15 protein-coding genes are annotated in these 18,533 nt (G+C 73.9%); 5 read left to right on the top strand and 10 right to left on the bottom strand.

Going from position 1 to position 18,533, the window contains the following annotated elements; all coding sequences use genetic code 11:
- The first annotated feature begins 392 nt into the window (after positions 1-392).
- Together AB0F88_RS16015 and AB0F88_RS16010 are read left to right on the top strand one after the other, a co-directional pair.
- A complete protein-coding gene (locus tag AB0F88_RS16015; RefSeq protein WP_362683405.1) occupies positions 393-1,769 on the top strand; it encodes an SWIM zinc finger family protein in 1,377 nt (458 codons plus the stop codon).
- On the top strand, positions 1,766-4,540 hold the full coding sequence (locus AB0F88_RS16010) for a DUF6493 family protein (RefSeq protein ID WP_362683402.1): 2,775 nt from the start codon (positions 1,766-1,768) through the stop codon (positions 4,538-4,540). The genes AB0F88_RS16015 and AB0F88_RS16010 overlap by 4 nt, the downstream gene beginning before the upstream one ends.
- Here the strand turns inward: AB0F88_RS16010 and AB0F88_RS16005 are convergent.
- From AB0F88_RS16005 to AB0F88_RS15990, 4 genes are all read right to left on the bottom strand, one after another.
- The gene (locus AB0F88_RS16005) at positions 4,522-4,833 is read right to left on the bottom strand and encodes a hypothetical protein (protein ID WP_362683399.1); all 312 of its coding nucleotides are present in this window, start codon (positions 4,831-4,833) and stop codon (positions 4,522-4,524) included. The two genes, AB0F88_RS16010 and AB0F88_RS16005, sit on opposite strands and share 19 nt — an antisense overlap.
- Positions 4,826-5,269 (bottom strand): DUF1622 domain-containing protein, encoded by a 444-nt coding sequence (locus AB0F88_RS16000; protein WP_362683396.1) that lies wholly within the window; start codon positions 5,267-5,269, stop codon positions 4,826-4,828. The genes AB0F88_RS16005 and AB0F88_RS16000 overlap by 8 nt, the downstream gene beginning before the upstream one ends.
- A gap of 96 nt (positions 5,270-5,365) precedes the next feature.
- Positions 5,366-6,499 (bottom strand): DUF5925 domain-containing protein, encoded by a 1,134-nt coding sequence (locus tag AB0F88_RS15995; RefSeq protein ID WP_362683393.1) that lies wholly within the window; start codon positions 6,497-6,499, stop codon positions 5,366-5,368.
- A gap of 108 nt (positions 6,500-6,607) precedes the next feature.
- A complete protein-coding gene (locus AB0F88_RS15990; RefSeq protein WP_362683390.1) occupies positions 6,608-7,228 on the bottom strand; it encodes a TIGR03086 family metal-binding protein in 621 nt (206 codons plus the stop codon).
- Between the two features lie 98 nt (positions 7,229-7,326).
- On the opposite strand from AB0F88_RS15990, the gene AB0F88_RS15985 reads away from it, so the two are divergent.
- A complete protein-coding gene (locus AB0F88_RS15985) occupies positions 7,327-8,319 on the top strand; it encodes a WYL domain-containing protein (protein WP_362683387.1) in 993 nt (330 codons plus the stop codon).
- Positions 8,320-8,483: 164 nt separating this feature from the next.
- Here AB0F88_RS15985 and AB0F88_RS15980 read toward each other — a convergent pair whose 3' ends face one another.
- Positions 8,484-9,368 (bottom strand): LysR family transcriptional regulator, encoded by an 885-nt coding sequence (locus AB0F88_RS15980; protein ID WP_362683384.1) that lies wholly within the window; start codon positions 9,366-9,368, stop codon positions 8,484-8,486.
- 70 nt (positions 9,369-9,438) lie between these two features.
- Between AB0F88_RS15980 and AB0F88_RS15975 the strand changes: the two genes are divergently transcribed.
- Complete coding sequence (locus AB0F88_RS15975; RefSeq protein ID WP_362683381.1) at positions 9,439-10,404, top strand: DMT family transporter; 966 nt, start codon at positions 9,439-9,441, stop codon at positions 10,402-10,404.
- Here AB0F88_RS15975 and AB0F88_RS15970 read toward each other — a convergent pair.
- Positions 10,370-11,830, bottom strand: a complete 1,461-nt coding sequence (locus tag AB0F88_RS15970; protein WP_362683378.1) for a serine/threonine-protein kinase — start codon at positions 11,828-11,830, stop codon at positions 10,370-10,372. The genes AB0F88_RS15975 and AB0F88_RS15970 overlap by 35 nt on opposite strands.
- 226 nt (positions 11,831-12,056) lie before the next feature.
- Between AB0F88_RS15970 and AB0F88_RS15965 the strand changes: the two genes are divergently transcribed.
- On the top strand, positions 12,057-12,824 hold the full coding sequence (locus AB0F88_RS15965) for an N-acetylmuramoyl-L-alanine amidase (protein WP_362683375.1): 768 nt from the start codon (positions 12,057-12,059) through the stop codon (positions 12,822-12,824).
- A 228-nt stretch (positions 12,825-13,052) separates the two neighbouring features.
- On the opposite strand, the gene AB0F88_RS15960 is transcribed toward AB0F88_RS15965, so the two are convergent.
- The 4 genes from AB0F88_RS15960 to AB0F88_RS15945 are packed head-to-tail and all read right to left on the bottom strand — an operon-like array spanning position 13,053 to position 18,513.
- Positions 13,053-14,039: an oligopeptide/dipeptide ABC transporter ATP-binding protein gene (locus AB0F88_RS15960; RefSeq protein ID WP_362683372.1), complete on the bottom strand. Its 987-nt coding sequence runs from the start codon at positions 14,037-14,039 to the stop codon at positions 13,053-13,055.
- Positions 14,029-15,933, bottom strand: a complete 1,905-nt coding sequence (locus tag AB0F88_RS15955) for a dipeptide/oligopeptide/nickel ABC transporter permease/ATP-binding protein (RefSeq protein ID WP_362683369.1) — start codon at positions 15,931-15,933, stop codon at positions 14,029-14,031. The genes AB0F88_RS15960 and AB0F88_RS15955 overlap by 11 nt, the downstream gene beginning before the upstream one ends.
- A complete protein-coding gene (locus AB0F88_RS15950) occupies positions 15,926-16,861 on the bottom strand; it encodes an ABC transporter permease (protein ID WP_362683366.1) in 936 nt (311 codons plus the stop codon). The genes AB0F88_RS15955 and AB0F88_RS15950 overlap by 8 nt, the downstream gene beginning before the upstream one ends.
- A complete protein-coding gene (locus AB0F88_RS15945) occupies positions 16,858-18,513 on the bottom strand; it encodes an ABC transporter substrate-binding protein (RefSeq protein WP_362683363.1) in 1,656 nt (551 codons plus the stop codon). The genes AB0F88_RS15950 and AB0F88_RS15945 overlap by 4 nt, the downstream gene beginning before the upstream one ends.
- Between the last annotated feature and the right edge of the window lie 20 nt (positions 18,514-18,533).

Raw genomic sequence — 18,533 nt, 5'->3', positions numbered from 1 at the left:
CTTCGAAGGCGCCCGGCGCACGTGGCCGATCACATTGAGGTGCGGTCCAGACACTCTGAGGTAAGGCAAGACTCGCCTTGCGGACCGTATGATTCCGGACGTCTCGCATTGTGGGGGAGGAGGACGGCGGGCGTCGTTTGGTCCTTGGCGGTCATTGGCGCGTTCCATCGTCCGTCCGGCCGGACCAATCAAACGGCGTTCCCCGAATTGTTCGCGAGCCGGCGGGGCATCGGATAGGGGCATTGACCGGATCCGGCGTCCCCGCGCCCCGGCCCCCGGTCCCGCGCTCCGGCCCCGTCCCCCGGCCCTCGAAGCCCTCGACGCCGGCGGTTCGGACGCCGGCCGTGCGGTCGCGGCCGGATTTGTCGGTCGTGATCTCTACCGTCCGGCCCATGACAAGTGCAGTGCAGGCCTACTCCTACGCCGGCCCCTCCACGCTCTCCGACGGACATCTGGGACTGTCGACGTCCGGAGGCCGGACCACGACGGGCTTCCTCGACCATCCCCGGTTCTTCAGCGGGTTGCTCACCCAGGCCGCGCCCGCCGCGACCGGCCTGCTCGCGGTCGCCGACGTGGCGCTGGCCCGCTACCACCGGCCGCAGCCCGGATTCACCCGCGATCCGGTGGTGACCTGCGGCGGCGACCGCCTCAGGTTCGAGTCGTTCTCCGCCTGCGGCGGCGTCTACGCCCGGCTGGACGTGCTGGGCCCCGCCCTCGACGGCGAGGTCTTCGATCGGGGCACCACCAACGTGGACGTCAACAACCCGCTGCGCGAGGCGCTGGCCAGGGTCGGCGGCCGTGACCCGCTGCACGTCGGGGTCGGTCCCGACGAGCTCACCGTGACCACCCTGGACGGCGCGGTCGTGGAGAAGAAGGTGCCGCTGCCCGACCGGTGGCTGCGCGGTTTCGCGGAGGTCCAGGTGATCGCCTCCGGGTTCGATCTGCGCGCCGAGCTCGCCGGGCCGCAGGCCGTCAGGTTCCTGCGCGGCCTGCCGAAGCGGGCGGCGGCCGAGGTGTGGGCGGTCCCCGCGGGCAGGGAGCTGCGGCTCTCGGAGCGGGCCGTACCGGGCGGGGTCCACCTGGCCGGGGTCGGCAGGCTGGCCACGATGATGCCGTTGTTGCGCTTCGCCAAGGCGCTGCGCGTGTACGGGCCGGCGGACGGCTCGGGGTCGAGCGCCTGGGAGCTGGAACTGCCGGGCATGCGCTACACGCTGGTGTTGTCCCCGCAGGCCTGGCGCGGTTTCTCCGGGGAGGGCGCCGTCCTGGACGACCTCTCCTCGGACGTGGTGGCCGGAGACGCCGACCTGGTCGGCATCCTGCTCGACTTCGAACCCACCCTGGAGCTCGGCGTGCTCGCCGAGCGCTCCGGGCTCGCGCCGGAGCGGGTCCGGGCCTCGCTCACCCAGCTCGGCACGGCGGGCCGGGTCGGCTACGACCTCTTCGAGGCCGCGCACTTCCACCGCGAGCTGCCCTACGACCGCGACCACGTCGCGGCGCTGAACCCCAGGCTCGGCTCCGCCCGCGCCCTGGTCGCCTCCGGCGCCGTCCGGCTGACCGGCCCCGACTCGGCCGAGGTGACCACCGACGGGGGCGTCCGCCTGGTGCGGACGGCGGAGGGGTCGTGCACCTGCCCGTGGTGGTACGACCACCGGGGCTCGCGCGGCCCCTGCAAGCACGTGCTCGCCGCCCGGATGGCCGCCGGCACCGCCGACGCCCCCGCCGGCTCCCCGGCGGCACCGGCCCCCCTCACCCGGGAGGACGCCCGATGACGGTCTGGGACGAGGTCCGCGACCTCATCGAGAGGGGCGGCCTCGACGCGCTCGCGACCCGGATGGTGGAGCTCGACGACGCGGAGCGCAGGGAGGTCGCCAGGGAACTGCCCGGGTATCTCAGGCCGGAGCGTCGCGAGGCGGGGTCCTTCGAGCCGTGGAGAAGGCGGGGCGGACGGGGAGAGCACCTGCGGGTGGCGGGTGCGGGCTCGCTCGGCGGCGCCGCGGCCGTGGCCACCTGGCTGAACCGGCGCGAATTCACGGTCTTCGAGTGGGAGAGGCCGGGCGACACCGACGCCCTCATCAAGGTGATCTCCGCGCGGGAAGCCGGGTGGCGGGCCGATCTGGTCTCCCGGCTCGTCCTGCGGATCCGCACCGCGACCTCGCCGGGACTGCCGCTGGTGCTGGCCCTGCTCCGCGGTACCGGCGTGACTCTGCCCGAGCACGACCCGCTCGTGCTGGGCTGGCTCGCCACGCCGCCCGGCGCGGGCGGACTCCGCCGGGACCCGCTCCTCGACGTCCTGCTGCCGAGGATCTTCGAGGCGCAGGGCGTGGGCCGTGCCCTGCGCGAGGAGCGGAGCGACCCGCCGGGCGCCGGGTCCTGGCTCGGCGCGCTGGCCGTGCTGAGCGGCGAGGGGAGGGTGAGCCGCGAGATGCTCGTGAACGGCTGCGTCAGCCGGTTCCTGCGCGGAGGGGACGCCACCGACCTGCGGTTCTTCGTCCGCCTCCACGAGTTGCTCGAACCCGCGCACGCGGAGGTGGAGGCCCGCGCCCGCGACTACCTGCGCCTGCTGCCGGCCGCGCCGGGACCGGTCGCGGAGCTGGCGCTCAGGCACCTGCGCCGCCTCGACCGCCTCGACCCGGCCGACGTGACGGAGGCGCTGGAGGGCCTGCTGTTTCGCGCCGAGGCCGGCCTGGTGCGCACCGGACTGACCTGGCTCGACCAGACCCTGCGGCGGTCGCCGGAACGGGCCGACGAGCTGGCCCCGGCTCTCGCGTCCGCGTTCGGCCACGAGGCGTACGCCGTGCGGGAACGTGCCGCGCGTCTCGCGGTCAAGCACGCGGCACACCTCACCCCGCTCGGCGCGGAGACGCTGCGCGCGGCACTGGGCGCGCTCCCGCCGGACCTGGGGCGGCTCCTGGCAGGGGCGGTCGGCGGAGAGGCGGAGCACGAGCGGGAGCCGGAGGTCTTCACCCCTCCGCCGCTCACCCCGCCCGATCCCGTGGGGGCCTTCCCCGACCCGCCGGGCACGGTCGCCGAGCTGGTCGGCGCGGACCGGTCCCACGACTGGCAGGAGGCCGAGCGGTGGCTCGCGGGCTTCGTCCGGTTCGCGGCCGAGGACCGCGAGGCGCTGCGCGCCGCGCTCGCCGGGAGCCTCCAGGGGGCCCACGACCTCTACTGGTGCGAGAACTGGTACGTGCCCCATGAGTGGTTCGCCGCGATCGCCGCGGAACTCGTCTCCCCGGGCGCCGACCCCGGACCGGCGGTCCGCAGGGTCCCGGAGGCCGGGGAGGGGTGGATCTCCGGGAGAGTCATGACCGGTCCGGGGGGCGGCGACGGGGGGATGTCCTTCGGCGATCTCGTCACCGGGGCCCGCTACTACGTCATGTGTATCCTCACCGGGGGCGACGAGGGCGGCGGATCGGCCTGGCATCGCGCTCCCGAGGAGATCAGGCCCGACCGGCTCCCCCTCGAGCACGACGTCTCCGTGCCGCACCGGTTCGTGCTCCGGCGGTGCGCGGAGGTGCTCGCCGCGCTCAAGGCGGGCACGTTGCCGCCGGTCCTGCTCGCGACGCCGACCGGCGCCACCGGCCACCTCGACCCCGCCGCGTTCCTCACTCGCCTGGAGACGGTCGAGGCCGCCGGGGCCGAGCCGCTGCCCGCCGACTTCCAGCAGGCGCTGCTGAGGTTGCCGGGAACCGCCGATCCCGAGGTGGTCGCCCGGGCCGGACGGCTGACCTCCGAGGCCGGGCGCCGGGCGGCGCGCTGGCTGGCTGAGGGGCCGGTCGAGCCGGAGACGCGCGTCCGCTGGACGTTCTTCGAGAACGAGAAGTCGTACCACGCCGACGAGCGCGAACCGCCGCCGGGCGCCCACCTGAGCCCGGTCCCCCGGGTGCGGATCGATCCGACCGGCCTGCCCCTCGTCGACGAGCTGCTCGGCGAGGTGCGGCATCACCACTGGGGGGAGCACGGCCGGTACATGACGTGGTGGCCCGCCGTCCTGCCCTCGCACCGCGACGTGATCGCCGCCCGCTGTCTCCCGCACGTGCTCCGCTCCTGGGACCGGCCCGGGGTCCACGCCGAGTACGCCGAGGCGCTCGCCGCCTGCGACGGGCCGGTCGGCGAGCCCACCGCGCTGCTGCTCGCCTTCTTCCTGGTCCAGGCGGACCCGGTCCACGGTGTGCGGCTGGTGCTGCGGATGGCGGCGCGGGGAGACCTGCCGGCGGACGCGCTCGGCAGGCAGCTCGCCCTGCTCACGGGGCAGACCTGGGTGAAGCTGCCGCACGCGGTGGCCGGGCTCGGACAGGCGGCCGCGCAGGGCGCCCACCGGGAGGTCTGGCAGGTGATCCGGGCGGCGCTGCCGCACGTTCTGCCGGGGCCGGGGAAACGGCCGCGCCCGGGCGCGCTCGATCTCGTTGCCCTGGGCGCCGAGGTGGCCCGGTGGGCCGGGGCGCGCGGGGAGATCGCCGGCCTCGTCCCGCCGTCGCGCCGCTCGTCGGAGTTCGGCCGCCGGTGCCGCCGCCTGCACGACTATCTCGTACGGCCCTGATCCCGCCCGCCCGGGGCGGGGGCGGCGGGGCGGCGGCCGGGCGGACGCCGTCCCGCCGGGTGCTGCGAGAACCCGGCGACGGCGAGCTTGCGGACCACCGCCGTGAGCGCCGCCGTGATGATCGCCGCCCAGGTCTGGGCCTGGGAGAGGCGCAGGAGCCCGGCCGCGAGGAGGAAGTCGAGCAGCACCGCGAGCGCGCCGCCGGCACCGCCGCCGGAGAGCAGCACGGCGAGCCCGGCGGCCAGCCCCATGACGACGATCAGGGGGACGAGCGTCCGGACGAGGTCAGCCATTCCCGGCACCGGGCGGGACGCGCCCGCCGGGGTCGTCCGGCGCGCCGCGCCCGCCCGGGGCGTCCATGGAGCCGCGTCCGCGCGCGTCGTTCACCGTGCGCCCCTCCCGCTCGATCTCCCTGTTCAGGAAGAAGTTCAGCGCGGTGCGGATGGCCGCGATCGCCGCGAGCTGCCCGATCTGCGTGAAACTCGGCGCGATGGCCGTGCGCAGCACGTCGCTGGCCAGCTGGAACTCCAGGCCGAGGGCGAGGAACCGTCCCAGGAACAGCCGCACGGCGATGAACCCGTCGTCGTGCCGCCGCACGGCCACCAGCACGAACCGCACGAACGCGATCGCGGCACCGACGAAGATGACGGCGGCCCCGGCCGCCTCGACGAGGCGGACCAGCAGGTTGACGAGCTGCCGGAGGGTCTCCTCCGGTAGGAGATCGAGCATGCGCTGCTGTTACCCGGTGGATCCCCGCCCATGCGGCCGCGGTCGCCGTCCTGTCCGCGGTGCTCGGGGGTCGTGCAGGGGCCGATCAGGGGTCGATCAGAGGTAGAGACCGGTGTTCTCCGGGGCGGCCGAGGTGCGGTCGAGGACGCCTTCGCGGCGGGCGAAGAGCTCGGCGAGGGTCGCGCCGGAGGGGGAGAGCCCCTCGGCGGTGCCGAGCCAGCGGGCGGCCTCGTCGTAGGGGAAGGCGCCGACCTCGATCTGGGCGAGGCAGCGGCCGGGGCGGGTGACGGCGGGGTGGAGGTGGGCCAGGTCCTCGTTGGTGGTGATGGCCACCAGGACGTCACGGCCCTGACCGAGGAGCCCGTCGGTCAGGTTGAGCAGGCGCGACAGGCCCTGCCCGGTGGCCTCCTTGGCGCCGGCCCTGATCAGCTCGTCACAGTCCTCCAGCACCAGGAGCCGCCACCGGTCACCGCCTCCGTCGCCGTCGTGATCGTGGTCATGGTCGTCGGAGCCGACCGCGACCTCCATGAGGTAGCCGGGGGACTGGAACAGCAGCTCCGGATCCAGCACGCAGTCGACCTGGCACCACGACCGCCACTCGTGGGCGAGCGTGCGCAGCAGCGTCGTCTTGCCGGTGCCCGGCGGGCCGTGCAGCAGGATCAGCCGGCCGTGCGCCTCGGAGGGGGTGACGGACATCAGCCGCGACAGTGGCTCGCTGACCGATCTGGCGTAGTTGCCGGAGATCTCCGCCCAGGGGGAGGCGGTGATCGGCTTCTTCGAGCGGCGGCTGCCCCGGGGGCTCTGCCACCAGAAGCCCATCTCGACGTGGTCGCTCTCGGGGGCGGGCTCCTCGGCGTCCCTGGTGATCTCCTCGATCACCGAGCGGGCCAGCCCCTCGTCGACCGCGGTCACGCTGACCGTGGCGGCGCGGTTGCGGTAGCGGACCACGCGCAGCGTCCAGCCCTCCCCGCACAGCAGCCGCGAGTCGCGGCCGTCCTTCTCCGAGGCCGCCCGGACGAGCGTCCCCGAGGCGGGGGCGAGGGAGGCGTCGGGACGGACCCGCTCCAGGCTCGCGGTGCGCGACCAGGGCTGGGCCCCGGTGGCGAACGGCGACAGCGCGAGCGCGTCGATCACGTCCACCGCCGCGTCGCCGTCGTCGAGCCAGATCTTCATCGGCAGCTCCACCGGGCGCGGCTCCGGCTGGAAGTCGACCTCCTTGAGTACGGACATGGCGCCAATGATCCTCGCGAGGCGCCCGCCGGTCGAAGGGTTTTAGACCGTGACCCGTCCGGAGACCGGTCGTGGACGCGTTCGACGAGGCCTCGTGGACGTCGGTCGTCAGCGCGGGGTGCGGCCGAGGTAGCGGAGCAGGTCGTCGACGACCGGGGTGGAGGAGGGGCCGCCGGCGGCCTCGACCACCGGCGCGTAGGCGCCCCACTGGCGCAACGGTTCGACGATTCCCCGCGCCGCGGCGAGAAGGTGGCCGGCGAGCTCGTCGTCGAGCGGGGACGGCCGGCCCGTGGCGATCGCGATGTCCCATGCGTGCACGGCGGCGTCGAGCGCGCACATCACCGCGGCGACCGGAGTGGGCAGGTCACCGTGCGGCAGCGGCGTCGGAACGGTCTCGGTGTCGTCGGCGACCGTCGCCCACGCCGCGGCGGTCTGCTCGACGGCGTCCTTCACCAGCTCCGCCGCGGTGCCGTCGACGGCACCGGAAGGCGAGAAGGGGTCGTAGGCCGGGCCGTTTCCGATGCCGAGCATCTTCGCGTAGGCGAGCTGGTCGCCTGCGGCGTGCTGGACCACCTGGGTGACCGTCCATTCCGAGCACGGGGTGGCGTTGTCCCACTGGCCGTCCCGCACACCCGCGACGCTGTTCTCCAGCGCCAGGTAGGAGACGGCCAGCACCTCGCGCCAGACCGGCCGCAGGGAGGTGACGGTGGCGGTGGTGGTGGTGTTCATGATCTCGCCTTTCGATCTCTTCCTTGCCTGTGACACCAATCTATGGGTCCATTAGGCTGTTTTCCTTCCTAATGGATTTCCGGGACGAGAAGAGATCGATGGCTGCGACGACGACCCGGGTGCTGCGCCTGCTGTCCCTGCTGCAGGACCGGTCCCACACCGGCCGCGAGCTCGCCGAGCGCCTCGGCGTCACCGGCCGCACCCTGCGGCAGGACGTCCAGCGCCTCCGCGAACTCGGCTATCCGGTGCACGCCGCGCGCGGCTCGGTGGGCGGATACCGGCTCGGACAGGGCGCGAAGATGCCCCCGCTGCTGCTCGACGACGACGAGGCGGTGGCCGTGGCGCTGGCCGTCGGCCTGGCCGAGGACGGCTCCACCGGGATCACCGACATCGACGCCAGCCTCACCCGGGCGCTCGCCAAGCTCCAGCAGATCCTCCCCAAACGCCTGCAGCGCAAGGTGACCGCCCTGCGGTCGGCCACCGCGGTCGGGCCCGCCACGGTCGGCTCCCGCGAGCCCGACGCCCCGGTGCCCGCCGAGACCCTCACCGTCGTCGCGGGCGCGATCCGCGACGGCGCGACCCTGCTGGCGACCCGCGCCGGCGCCGAGACCGGGACCGGGACCGAGACCGGGACCGAGACCGAGGTGGAGCCCTACCGCCTGATCAGCTGGCGCCGCCGCTGGTTCCTGGTCGCCTACGACCTCGGCGCGCACGCCTGGCGGGCGCTGCCCGTCGCCGGCCTGACCGGCGTCCGGTCCGCGTCCCGCCGCTTCGCGCCCCGTGCCCTGCCCGACGACGACCTGGTCGCCTTCGTCCTGCGCGAGGTCGCGCGGACCGGCTGGAAGGTGCAGGCCCGCGTCACCGTCCTCGCCCCCGCCGAGACCGTGATCGCCCGCATCAACCCCGCCGTCGGCGTCGTCGAGGCCGTCGACTCCCACACCAGCGTCCTCGTCACCGGTGCCGACGCCCTGGAGACCATCGCCATCTACCTCAGCATGCTGATGATGGACTTCCGCGTCGACGGCCCACCCGAACTGGTCGCCCACATCCGTACCCTGGCCCGCCGCTACACCGAGGCCCTCGACGGGTAGGCCCGGTCTGCCCGCCGGTCCTCCGGCCGAGGCGGGCAGGAGTCCCGCCGCGACGGTGAGCGCGGCGGGACCGTCCGCGGTCAGGCGCCGACCGGCTCCATCGCGAACCGGGATCAGGGCAGCGGTTCACCGGGATCAGAGAAGCGGGACAGGGTTCACCGGGATCAGAGAAGCGGGACAGGCGCGGGGACCTCGGGGGCGGCGCGGAGCAGGGCGTCGACCAGCGGGCTCGGCGGCCGGGTCAGCGGGCCGGTGAGGACGAGAGCGCGTTCCAGGGACGGCTTCAGCGGGACCATGACGAGCCCGGGAGGCAGCAGGCCGCGGCCGAGGTCGGGAACCGTCGAGACGCCGATGCCCGCGGCGATCATGCCGATGAGCGTGCCGAGCTCGCGTACGTGCTGGGCGGGCGTGTAGGGGACGCCCGCCATGGAGCACAAGGCGCGGGTCTGGGGCTCGCAGCCCCCCTTGGAGACCAGTAGCGGATCCTCCACCAGCTCGGCCATCGTGATGTGCTCCTGACCGGCCAGCGGATGGTCGGCGCGGACCACCGCGTGGAAGGCGTCGCGGCCCACCACCACGTGCGCCGGCGGCGGAGGCGCCGGGTCGACGAGGATCGCGGCGTCGACGACCCCTGTCTCCAGCCAGGGCGACAGCTCGTCGTCGTCGCCCTCGAAGACCTGCACCTCGACGCCGGGGAGCTCCGCCCGCCACGTCCGCATGAGCTGGGGCAGCAGCCCGCAGCAGACCGTGGGCGGGGCGGCGACCCGGACGGTCCCCGCGTGCTGTCCCAGGTGCGAGGAGACGACCTCGTCGATGGCGGTGACCGAGGCGAGCGCGGCCTGGGCGTGCGGCAGGATCGCCGCGCCCAGCGCGGTGGGGCGCACGCTCCCGTGCCGCAGCACCAGCGGGGCGCCCAGGGCGCGCTCCAGGGCGGCGAGCGCGTGGGAGACCGCCGACTGGGACATGCCCAGCTCCTCGGCGGCCACGCCGAAGCCGCCGTTCGCGACCACGGCCGTGAAGACCCGGAGTTGCGCGACCGTCGCACCCATGAGGACATCTCATCACATCCGGCGGGCAACTCATTGGACGCATGATCCGGGTGATGGCGAGACTGCTCCCGTGACCCGTGAAGGAACCGTCTCCGCACCCCCGTCCCCGCCGACGACCGGCGCCGCGCCGTCCTCCGCGGGCCGGTCCGTCCTCGCCGCGTATCTCGCCCTGGCCCTGACGTGGGGGGCCAGCTTCCTGTTCATCAAGGTGGCCCTCACCGGCCTGTCGCCCGCCCAGACGGTGCTGGGACGCCTCGCGCTGGGGGCGCTCGCCCTCAATGTGATCATGCTGGTCACCCGCCGGAGATGGCCGGGACGGCCGGTGTTCTGGGCGCACATGGGGGTGATCGCCCTGATGCTGTGCGTGGTGCCGTTCCTGCTGTTCGCCTGGGCCGGGCAGTACATCCCCTCGGGGCTCTCCAGCATCTACAACGCCACGACGCCCCTGATGACGATGCTCGTGACCCTGGCCGCGCTCCGGCAGGAGCGCCTCGGCACAGCCGGGGTGCTCGGCCTGCTGCTCGGCGCCGCCGGTGTCGTCGTCGTGCTGGCCCCGTGGGACCTGGGCGCGGAGACCGGTCCCTGGTGGGCGCAGGCCGCCTGCCTGGGGGCGACGTTCTGCTACGGCCTCTCCTTCGCCTACACGCGGCGCTTCGTCCTGGCGTACGGCCACGACGCCCCCACCGTCGCCGCCGCCCAGGTCAGTGTGGCCGCCCTGGTCATGCTCGCGCTGAGCCCGCTGCTGGCCACCGGCCCGGTACGCCTGGACCTCCCCGTCGTGGCGAGCATGGCCGTCCTGGGCGTCTTCGGCACGGGTCTCGCCTACGTGTGGAACACCTCGGTCATCGCCCGCTGGGGGGCGGCGACCGCCTCGACGGTGACCTACCTGACCCCGCTGGTGGGCGTCGTCCTCGGGGTGGCCGTCCTGGGCGAGACGCTGACGTGGAACCAGCCCCTGGGGGCGGTGATCGTCGTCGCCGGCATCATGACCGGCCAGGGCGTCATCGGTTCCTGGTCAGGTCGCCGGTCTCCGTGACCAGTCCGGGACCGGGGACGTCCTTCCAGGTGTAGGTCAGGGCGCCGCCCTTGCGCCTGAGCCACACGGTGCCGGGGACGCAGCCGGTGCCGGAGCCGAGGGTGAAGGTCAGCTCGTCGGCGGTGACCTTGGTCAGGGCGATCCGCCCCTCGCAGCCGTTGACCGGTTCCGCCCACCCGGCTCCGTCGTCGCCCTCCCTGAGCGTGACCTCGATCCGCTTCTCGCCGGGGGAGAACGGGTTGGTGGAGGTGACGCCGTCGCCGGCCCACGCTCCGGCGAAGGAGGCGGGGACCTTCCCGCCGCCTCCCGGCGAGGCCGGCCCCTTCGTGCCGGAGGGTTCCGGGGTGGACGGGACGTCGCTCCCGGACGGGGAGGGGGAGGACGAGGGCGTCGAGGGGGACGGCGTCGCCCGGCCGGTGTCCCCGACGACGGTCTCGGGGGCGTTCAGCGCGAACCAGGCGGCGATGCCCGCGGCGACCAGCAGGGACACCGTGGCGAGGACCGCGCCGACGACGACCCCCCGGGAGCCGCGACGGGATTCCTGGGTCGTGAGCGCCGACCGTCCCGGAGGGGCGGCGATCCGGCTGCCGAGCCTGGCCAGATTCTCGATGGACTCGGCGGAGGGGTCGGCCGCGCCCGGGTCGACGAGGCCGACCATCAGCGCGCGGGCCGTCGGGCGGCGCGCGGGATCCTTGTCCAGGCAGGAGGCGATCAGCCCCGCGAACGCGGGGGGCAGGACCGACAGGTCCGGGTGGTGGTTGACGATCCGGTTCAGCACGGCCGGCACGGTGTCGGCGCCGAAGGGGGGCCTGCCGCTCGCCGCGCAGAGCATGGTGGCCGCCCAGCCGAACACGTCGGAGGCCGGCGAGGCGGGAGCCCCGTTGATCTGCTCGGGGGACAGGTAGGCCGGGGTGCCGATGAGACCGGAGGCGGTCGTGGCCGCGCTCTCCGCCCTGGCGATGCCGAAGTCGACCACCCGGGGGCCGTCGGGGCCGAGCAGCACGTTGGCGGGCTTGAAATCGCGGTGCACCACCCCGGCGGCGTGGATGGCCGCCAGCGCGGTCGCCGTACCGACCACCAGGCGCTCCAGCTCGCCGCCCCGCAGCGGGCCCCGCTCGCGGATCCTCTCCTCCAGAGAGGGGCCGTCGACGAACTCGCTGACCACGTACGGGAGAGGGCCGTCCACGGAGGCGGTCAGCACGCGCGCCGTGCAGAAGGGGGCGACGCTCTCCAGGGCGGACAGCTCGCGGGCGAGCCGCGCCCGCGACGCGGTGTCGCCGCGGAACAGCACCTTCACCGCCACCCGCTCGCCGCTGGGCGCGTGCGCGAGGTAGACGACGCCCTGGCCGCCCTCGCCGAGCCTTCCGGCCAGCCGGAACGCGCCGAGCCGGTCCGGATCGCCGGGGATGAGGGGGGTCGCGACCATGGAGGCAAGGCTATCCGTCTTGTTATGGGATGAGAGGTGTGATGGACGACCGGTTTAGGGCATCCGGCCAGGGTTAGGGGGACGGCTGTTCCGCTGCCCGACGACCATCAGGAGCGCTTCCGCACCACACCGTGCCAAGGAATCAGTTGGTTTAACGGCCTCATTTGGTGCCTTGTCAGCCATTACGCTCCGGTAGGGCAATATCACTCAGACAGTGGAGACGTTCGTGGCCATCGATCTCGTTACTCGCCGTGAGTGGGGCGCCCGCCAGCCGCGCGGTTCCTACAGCAGGCTCACCTCCACCAAGGGGGTGAAGGTCCATTACACGGGTGGCCAGGTCAGCCCCGACATCGTGAACGACCACGCCAAGTGCGTAGCGCTGGTGAAGTCCATCCAGAACCATCACATGGACGGCAACGGCTGGATCGATGTGGGATATTCAATGCTGGTTTGTCCGCATCGGAAGGTCTTCGAGGGCCGCGGCGCGCACCACGTTCCGGCCGCCAACGGCGCCGGGCTCAACAGCGGCCACTACGCGGTGCTCGGCCTGGTCGGCTCCTCGGGGTTCACCAAGCCGACCGACGGCGTCCTGCACGGCATCCTGGACGCCATCGAATACCTCAGGGACAAGGGCGGCGCGGGCAAGGAGATCAAGGGGCACCGCGACGGCTACTCGACCAGCTGCCCCGGCGAGCCCCTGTACGCCTGGGTCAAGCGCGGCGCCCCCCGCCCCGGCGGGGCTCCCGACCCGCCGGAGCCGCACCCCTCCTTCCCCGGCCGCGTCCTGAAGCAGCCGCCGGTCATGAAGGGCGAGGACGTCCGCACCTGGCAGCGGCAGATGCGCGACCGGGGCTGGGCGATCGACGTCGACGGCCTGTACGGCCCCGGCTCCGGCGAGGTCTGCCGGAGGTTCCAGAAGGAGAAGGACCTGCCCGTCACCGGCGCCGTCGACCGCGCCACCTGGGACGCCGCCTGGCAGGAGCCCGTCAGCTGAACTCCGCCCGGGACGCCACCCGGCAGGAGCCCGTCAGCTGAACTCCGCCCGGGACGCCGCCTGGCAGGAGCCCGTCAGCTGAACTCCGCCCCCGGGAGCCCGGGACGCCACCCGGCAGGAGCGCGTCAGCCGACCTCCGCCCCCGGGAGCCGGGGACGCCGCGCGCGGGAGCCCGTCAGCTGACCGCGGCCCCCGCGGGCGGTGGCCCGCCCGCCACCTGGGACGCCTCTAGCCGGCCGTCACCCCCTGCGGGTGGTGGCAGGCCACCCACTGGTCGGGGCCGATCCGCCGCATGACCGGCTCCTCGGCGGCGCACCTCGGTGTCGCCGCCGGGCAGCGGGTCCTGAAGCGGCACCCGCTGGGCGGGGTGACCGGGGACGGGGGCTCCCCGCTGATCAGCCGGTCGGCGGGCGGGAGGTCCAGGCCGCCGCGCGGGACGGAGGCGAGCAGCGCCCGGGTGTAGGGGTGGGCGGGCCGGCCGACCAGGGTGTCGCCCGAGGCCAGCTCGCAGGTCTTGCCGAGGTACATCACCAGGACGCGGTCGCTGACGTTCTTGACCACGGCCAGGTCGTGGGCGATGAACACCAGCGTCAGCCGGTAGCGCCTCTTGAGGTCCTCCAGCAGGCTCAGGATCTGGGCCTGCACCGACACGTCGAGCGCGGAGACCGGCTCGTCGCAGATCACCACCTCGGGGTCGAGCACCAGCGCCCGCGCGATGGAGATCCGCTGGCACTGCCCGCCGGAGAACTCGTGCGGGCGCCGGGTCGCGGCGGTGGCCGGGTCGAGCCCCACCGCCTCCAGCATCTCGTCGACCCTGTCGCGGCCCGTCCCCCAGACGCGTGGCCCCTCCGCGACGATGTCGCGGACCCGCCGCCGGGGGTTGAGCGACGAGATCGGATCCTGGAAGATCATCTGAAGCCGCCTGCGGGTCCTGCGCAGCGTCTCGCCCCGCAGGCCGGTGAGCTCCACGCCGTCCAGCCGGACCGACCCGCCGAGGGGCGCGGGCAGCTGCATCAGCGCCCGCGCGGCGGTGGACTTCCCGCAGCCCGACTCGCCCACGATGCCGAGCGTCTCTCCCCTGGCCACGTCGAAACTCACCCCGGAGACCGCGTGCACGCGCCGCCCGCGCCCCGCGGGGAACTCCACGACGAGGTCCTCGACGCGGAGCAGCACCTGCTCGGGGGGACGGAGATGGGCGCTTCCGCTACCTGCCACGGGTGTCCACCCTTTCGATCCTCGTGTTCCCCACCTGTTCCGGGTACCAGCAGGCGTACATGTGGCCCGGGGTCTCCGCCTCGGCCAGCGGGGGTGCCTCGGCCGCGCACCGCTCCCGCGCGTACGGGCACCGGGGGTGGAACGCGCATCCCGGGGGCAGGGCCGCCAGGTCGGGCGGCCGGCCGGGGATGAGGTGGAGCGGGTGGTGGGCGGGGTCGGTGAGCCGGGGCACCGCCCGCAGCAGGGCCTCGGTGTACGGCATGCGGGTGCGCTCGAACAACGCCTCCACGGGCCCGCGCTCGACCACCCTGCCCGCGTACATGACGACGACCTCGTCCGCCCAGCGCGCCACCACGGCCAGGTCGTGGCTGACCAGCACCATGGCCATGTCGCGTTCCTCGCGCTGGCGGTGGATCAGCCGCAGCACCTGGTCCTGGACGGTGACGTCGAGCGCGGTGGTCGGCTCGTCGGCGAACAGCACGTCGGGGCCGCAGGACAGCGCCATCGCGATCGTCACCCGCTGCCGCATGCCGCCGGAGAGCTGGTGCGGGTAGCGGCGCAGCGCCCGCGCGGGCTCGGGGATGCCGACCGAGGCGAGCAGCTCGACGGCCGCCGCCCGCGCCCGCCTCCGGCTCAGGCCCAGGTGCACCCTGAGCGGCTCCATCACCTGGGTGCCCACGGTCCTGACCGGGTTGAGCGCCGTCATCGGGTCCTGGAAGACGGCTCCCAGCCGGGTGCCGAGCACCCCGCGCAGCTCTTTGGGGGACAGGGTGGTGAGGTCGCGGCCCTCCAGGCGCACCTGGCCGCCGCGCAGCACGCCCGCGCCGGGCAGCAGGCCCAGCACCGAGCGGATCAGCATGGTCTTGCCGGAGCCCGACTCGCCCACCACGGCGAGCGTGCGGCCGCGCTCCAGGGTGAAGGAGACGCCGTCGACCGCCCGCACGACGCCCCGCCCGGTCACGAAGTGCGTGCGCAGGTCGCGGACCCGCAGCAGCGCCCCCTCGCCGTCGGTACCGCCGGAGAGGTCTTCTGCGGCGGGCGGATCCCCGATGACCGCGGTGCCGCGGCGCGCGGGCTCCAGGCCGCTCTGCCGCACGTCGGTGAGCGCCCTGAGCCGGTCGCCGACGACGTTGAACGACAGCACGGTCAGGAACATGACGAGCGAGGGGGCGAGCACGACGTGCGGGGCGCCGTCCATCACCGCCCGGCCCTCGTTGATCAGCCCTCCCCAGGTCGGGGTGGGCGCCTGGACCGACAGTCCGAGGAAGGCGAGGCTGCCCTCGGCCACCACGGCGACCGCCATGCCGATGAAGGCGTAGGAGGCGGCCGGCACGGCCACGTTGGGGGTGATCTCCCTCAGCAGGATCCGCCGGTCCCGGGCGCCCAGGGCGCGGGCCGCGAGCACGAACTCCCGCCCGGCGAACGACAGGGTGGCGCCGCGGATCAGCCTGGTCCAGGCGGGCACGCCCAGCACGCCCAGCACGATCAGCACGTTGGTCAGGCTCGCCCCGGCGAAGGCGACCACGGCCAGCGCGAACACCAGCGCGGGGAAGGCGAGCGCGATGTCGTTGACCGCCATGATCACGGCGTCCGTCGCCCGCCCGCGGTACCCGGCGACGATGCCGAGCGGCGCGCCGACCAGCAGGCCGAGCAGCACCGCGCCGACGCCGACGCCGAGCGAGACCCGCGCGCCGTGGACGACCCTGCTGAGCATGTCGCGGCCCAGCCCGTCGGTGCCGAACGGGTGCGCGGGGCTCGGTCCCGCCTGGGGCGGCCCGGCCAGGGTCGCGTCGTAGCGCGGCAGCGGCAGCAGGTCGGCGGCGAGGGCCGCGGCGAGCACCAGGGCGATCCAGGCCGCCGAGATCCAGAATCCCCGGCCCAGCCGCCTAGGCACGCCGGATCCTGGGGTCGACGGCCACGTAGACCAGGTCGACCGCGAAGTTGACCAGCACGTAGCCGATGGAGATCAGCACGACGCCCCCCTGCACTGTCAGGTAGTCGCGGGAGAAGATGGACTCGACGATGAGCCGCCCGACGCCGGGCAGCCCGAAGAGCGTCTCGATGATCACCGTTCCGCCGATGAGCGCGCCGAGGTTGAGCCCGACGGCGGTGATCAGGGAGATCGCGGACGGCCGCAGCGCGTGCCGCCACAGGATGCGCCGGGGCGACAGGCCCCGCGCGCGGGCCAGGGTGATGTAGTCCTCCTGGAGGGTGGCGATGAGGTCGGTCCGCAGCAGCCGCGCGTAGACGGCCATCTGCCCGCAGCCCAGGGTGACGGCGGGCAGCAGCACCGAGGTGAGGTTCCAGCCCAGGTCGAGCGAGATCGGGGTCCAGCCGGTCGCGGGGAGCAGCCGGAGCTCGACGGCGAACACCAGGATCAGCACCACGCCCAGGACGAACACCGGGGTCGACAGCAGGCCGAAGCTCAGCGCGGTGAGCGCCTGGTCGAGCGTCCGGCCCGCCCGGCGGGCCGCCGCGACCCCGACGGGCACGGCGAGCCCGAGCGCGATCAGCTGCGCGGCCACCAGCAGCTCCAAGGTGACGGGCAGCCGCTCGGCGAGGGCCTCGGCGACCGGGACGCTCGTGATGGGGGAGGTCCCCATGTCGCCGGTGACCAGGCCGCCGAGCCAGTCCAGGTAGCGGACCATCAGCGGGTCGTCCAGGCTCAGCTCCGCGCGGAGCCGCTCCCGGGCCTCCTCGCTCGCCGACAGGCCCAGGATCTGGGTGGTCGGGTCGCCCGGCAGCAGGTCGAGCAGTGCGTACGACAGGAAGGTGACGACGAGCAGTACCAGCGCCAGCCGGGCCGCCCGTGCCAGGATCACGGGTTGCCGACCCAGACCTGGGAGAACGGGTGGTAGGGGATGGGGGCGCCGGTCAGCGGCACGCCCTTGTCGCCGTCGGGCAGGAGGTGCTCGCCGATGCCGCCGACCTTGGTCTTCGCGATCACCGCCCCGGTGCTGAGGTGGTCGACGAAGACGTAGGGGACGAGCTCGCGCAGTCGCTGCTGGACCGTGGCGTAGGCCTGCTTGCGGACGTCGTCCTGGGGGTTGCTCCTGCCGGTGTCGAGGGCCTGGCTGAGTCGCAGGTCCTTGAGGCGGCTGAAGTTCAGGGCGATGCTCCCGACGGGCCCGGCGTAGTTCTGGTGCATCCAGACGTACTCGCCGTCGGGGTCGGAGGCGGAGAACTGCGTCCACACGGTGGCCTGGAAGTCGCCGGTCACGGCCCGGTTCACCAGGTCGGCCTGGTCGACCTGCCTGATCCGCACCTCGACCCCGGCCTTGCGCCACATGTCCTGGGCCAGCTCGATGCCCTGCATGGTGTTGGGGTCGGGCGGTGTGATCACCTCGAAGGAGACCTGCCCCTTTTCCGCCTCGACCTCGGCGACCAGGGCCTTCGCCCTCTCCAGGTCGTAGGCGGGGTAGTCGCCCCCGGGGGCGTACCACCCGGAGTCCTTCGACCAGGGGCCGTCGGCCTCCTCGGTCAGCCCGCCGCGCAGCGTGGAGATGACCGCCGCCCGGTCGGTGGCGTGGGCCAGCGCCCGGCGCAGCCGCAGGTCGTCGAAGGGCGGCGCGGCGGTGTTCAGCATGAACATGTACTCGGGCACCGACATGCCCGCGGCCCGCTTGACCGTGTACGTGTCCTTGAGCGCGCCGAACTTGAGGATGTCGTCGTCGCGGGTGGTGCCCATCGCGTCGATCCCGCCCGCCTCCAGGGTCTGCGCCCGGGTCTGGGTGTCGGGCAGGATCCGGAACTCGACCTCGTCGAGGTAGGGCAGCCCCTTGCGCCAGTAGGCGGGGTTCCGGGTGACGACCATGCGGCTGCCCGGCGTGTACTCCTTGAAGATGAACGGCCCGGTCCCCACCGGTTTGCGGCTGGCCGCCTTGGGGTCGGCGAGGGAGGACGGGGGGACGACCATCCCGATCTGCGCGGCGAGGTGGTAGGGGAAGGCCACCCAGGGGCCCGTCAGCTTCACCTTCACCGTCATGGGGTCGACCAGCTCGAAGGAGCCGACCGGCGTGAACGCCGCGCTGGTCAGCGGGGACGCCTTCTGCGCCTCCAGGTTGGCCTTGACCGTCTTGCCGTCCAGGGGCTCGCCGGTGGAGAAGGTGATCCCCGGGCGCACCTTGATCGTCCACTCGTCGGCGTTCCTGCTGGGGGTGAGAGACTCGGCCAGCACGGGTTTCCACTCGCCGGAGGCGCTCACGCCGACCAGGGTCTCGATGATCGTCCCGGCCATGCTGTAGCTCACGGCCGCGAACTGGTCGGTCACGGGGTTGAAGCCCGCCGCGTCGGCGCCGAGGCCGTACACCAGGCGCCCGCCCTTCACCGGCGAGGCCCCGGTGGCCGTCCCACCCGGGGCCGCCGCCCTGTCCGAGGGCGCGACGGGTCGCTCGCCGCTGCACCCGGCCAGCGCCGGGACCAGCCCCAGCGCCAGCGAGGTGAGCAACGCCGTGGAAACCGTCAGACGCTTCACGTACGTCTCCTCCCGGTAGA

Source organism: Streptosporangium sp. NPDC023963 (genome assembly GCF_040639135.1).
In the GTDB taxonomy this organism is placed as follows: domain Bacteria; phylum Actinomycetota; class Actinomycetes; order Streptosporangiales; family Streptosporangiaceae; genus Streptosporangium.
Note: the sequence above shows the minus strand (reverse complement) of the source record. Positions and strands in the feature narration are given on the sequence as shown.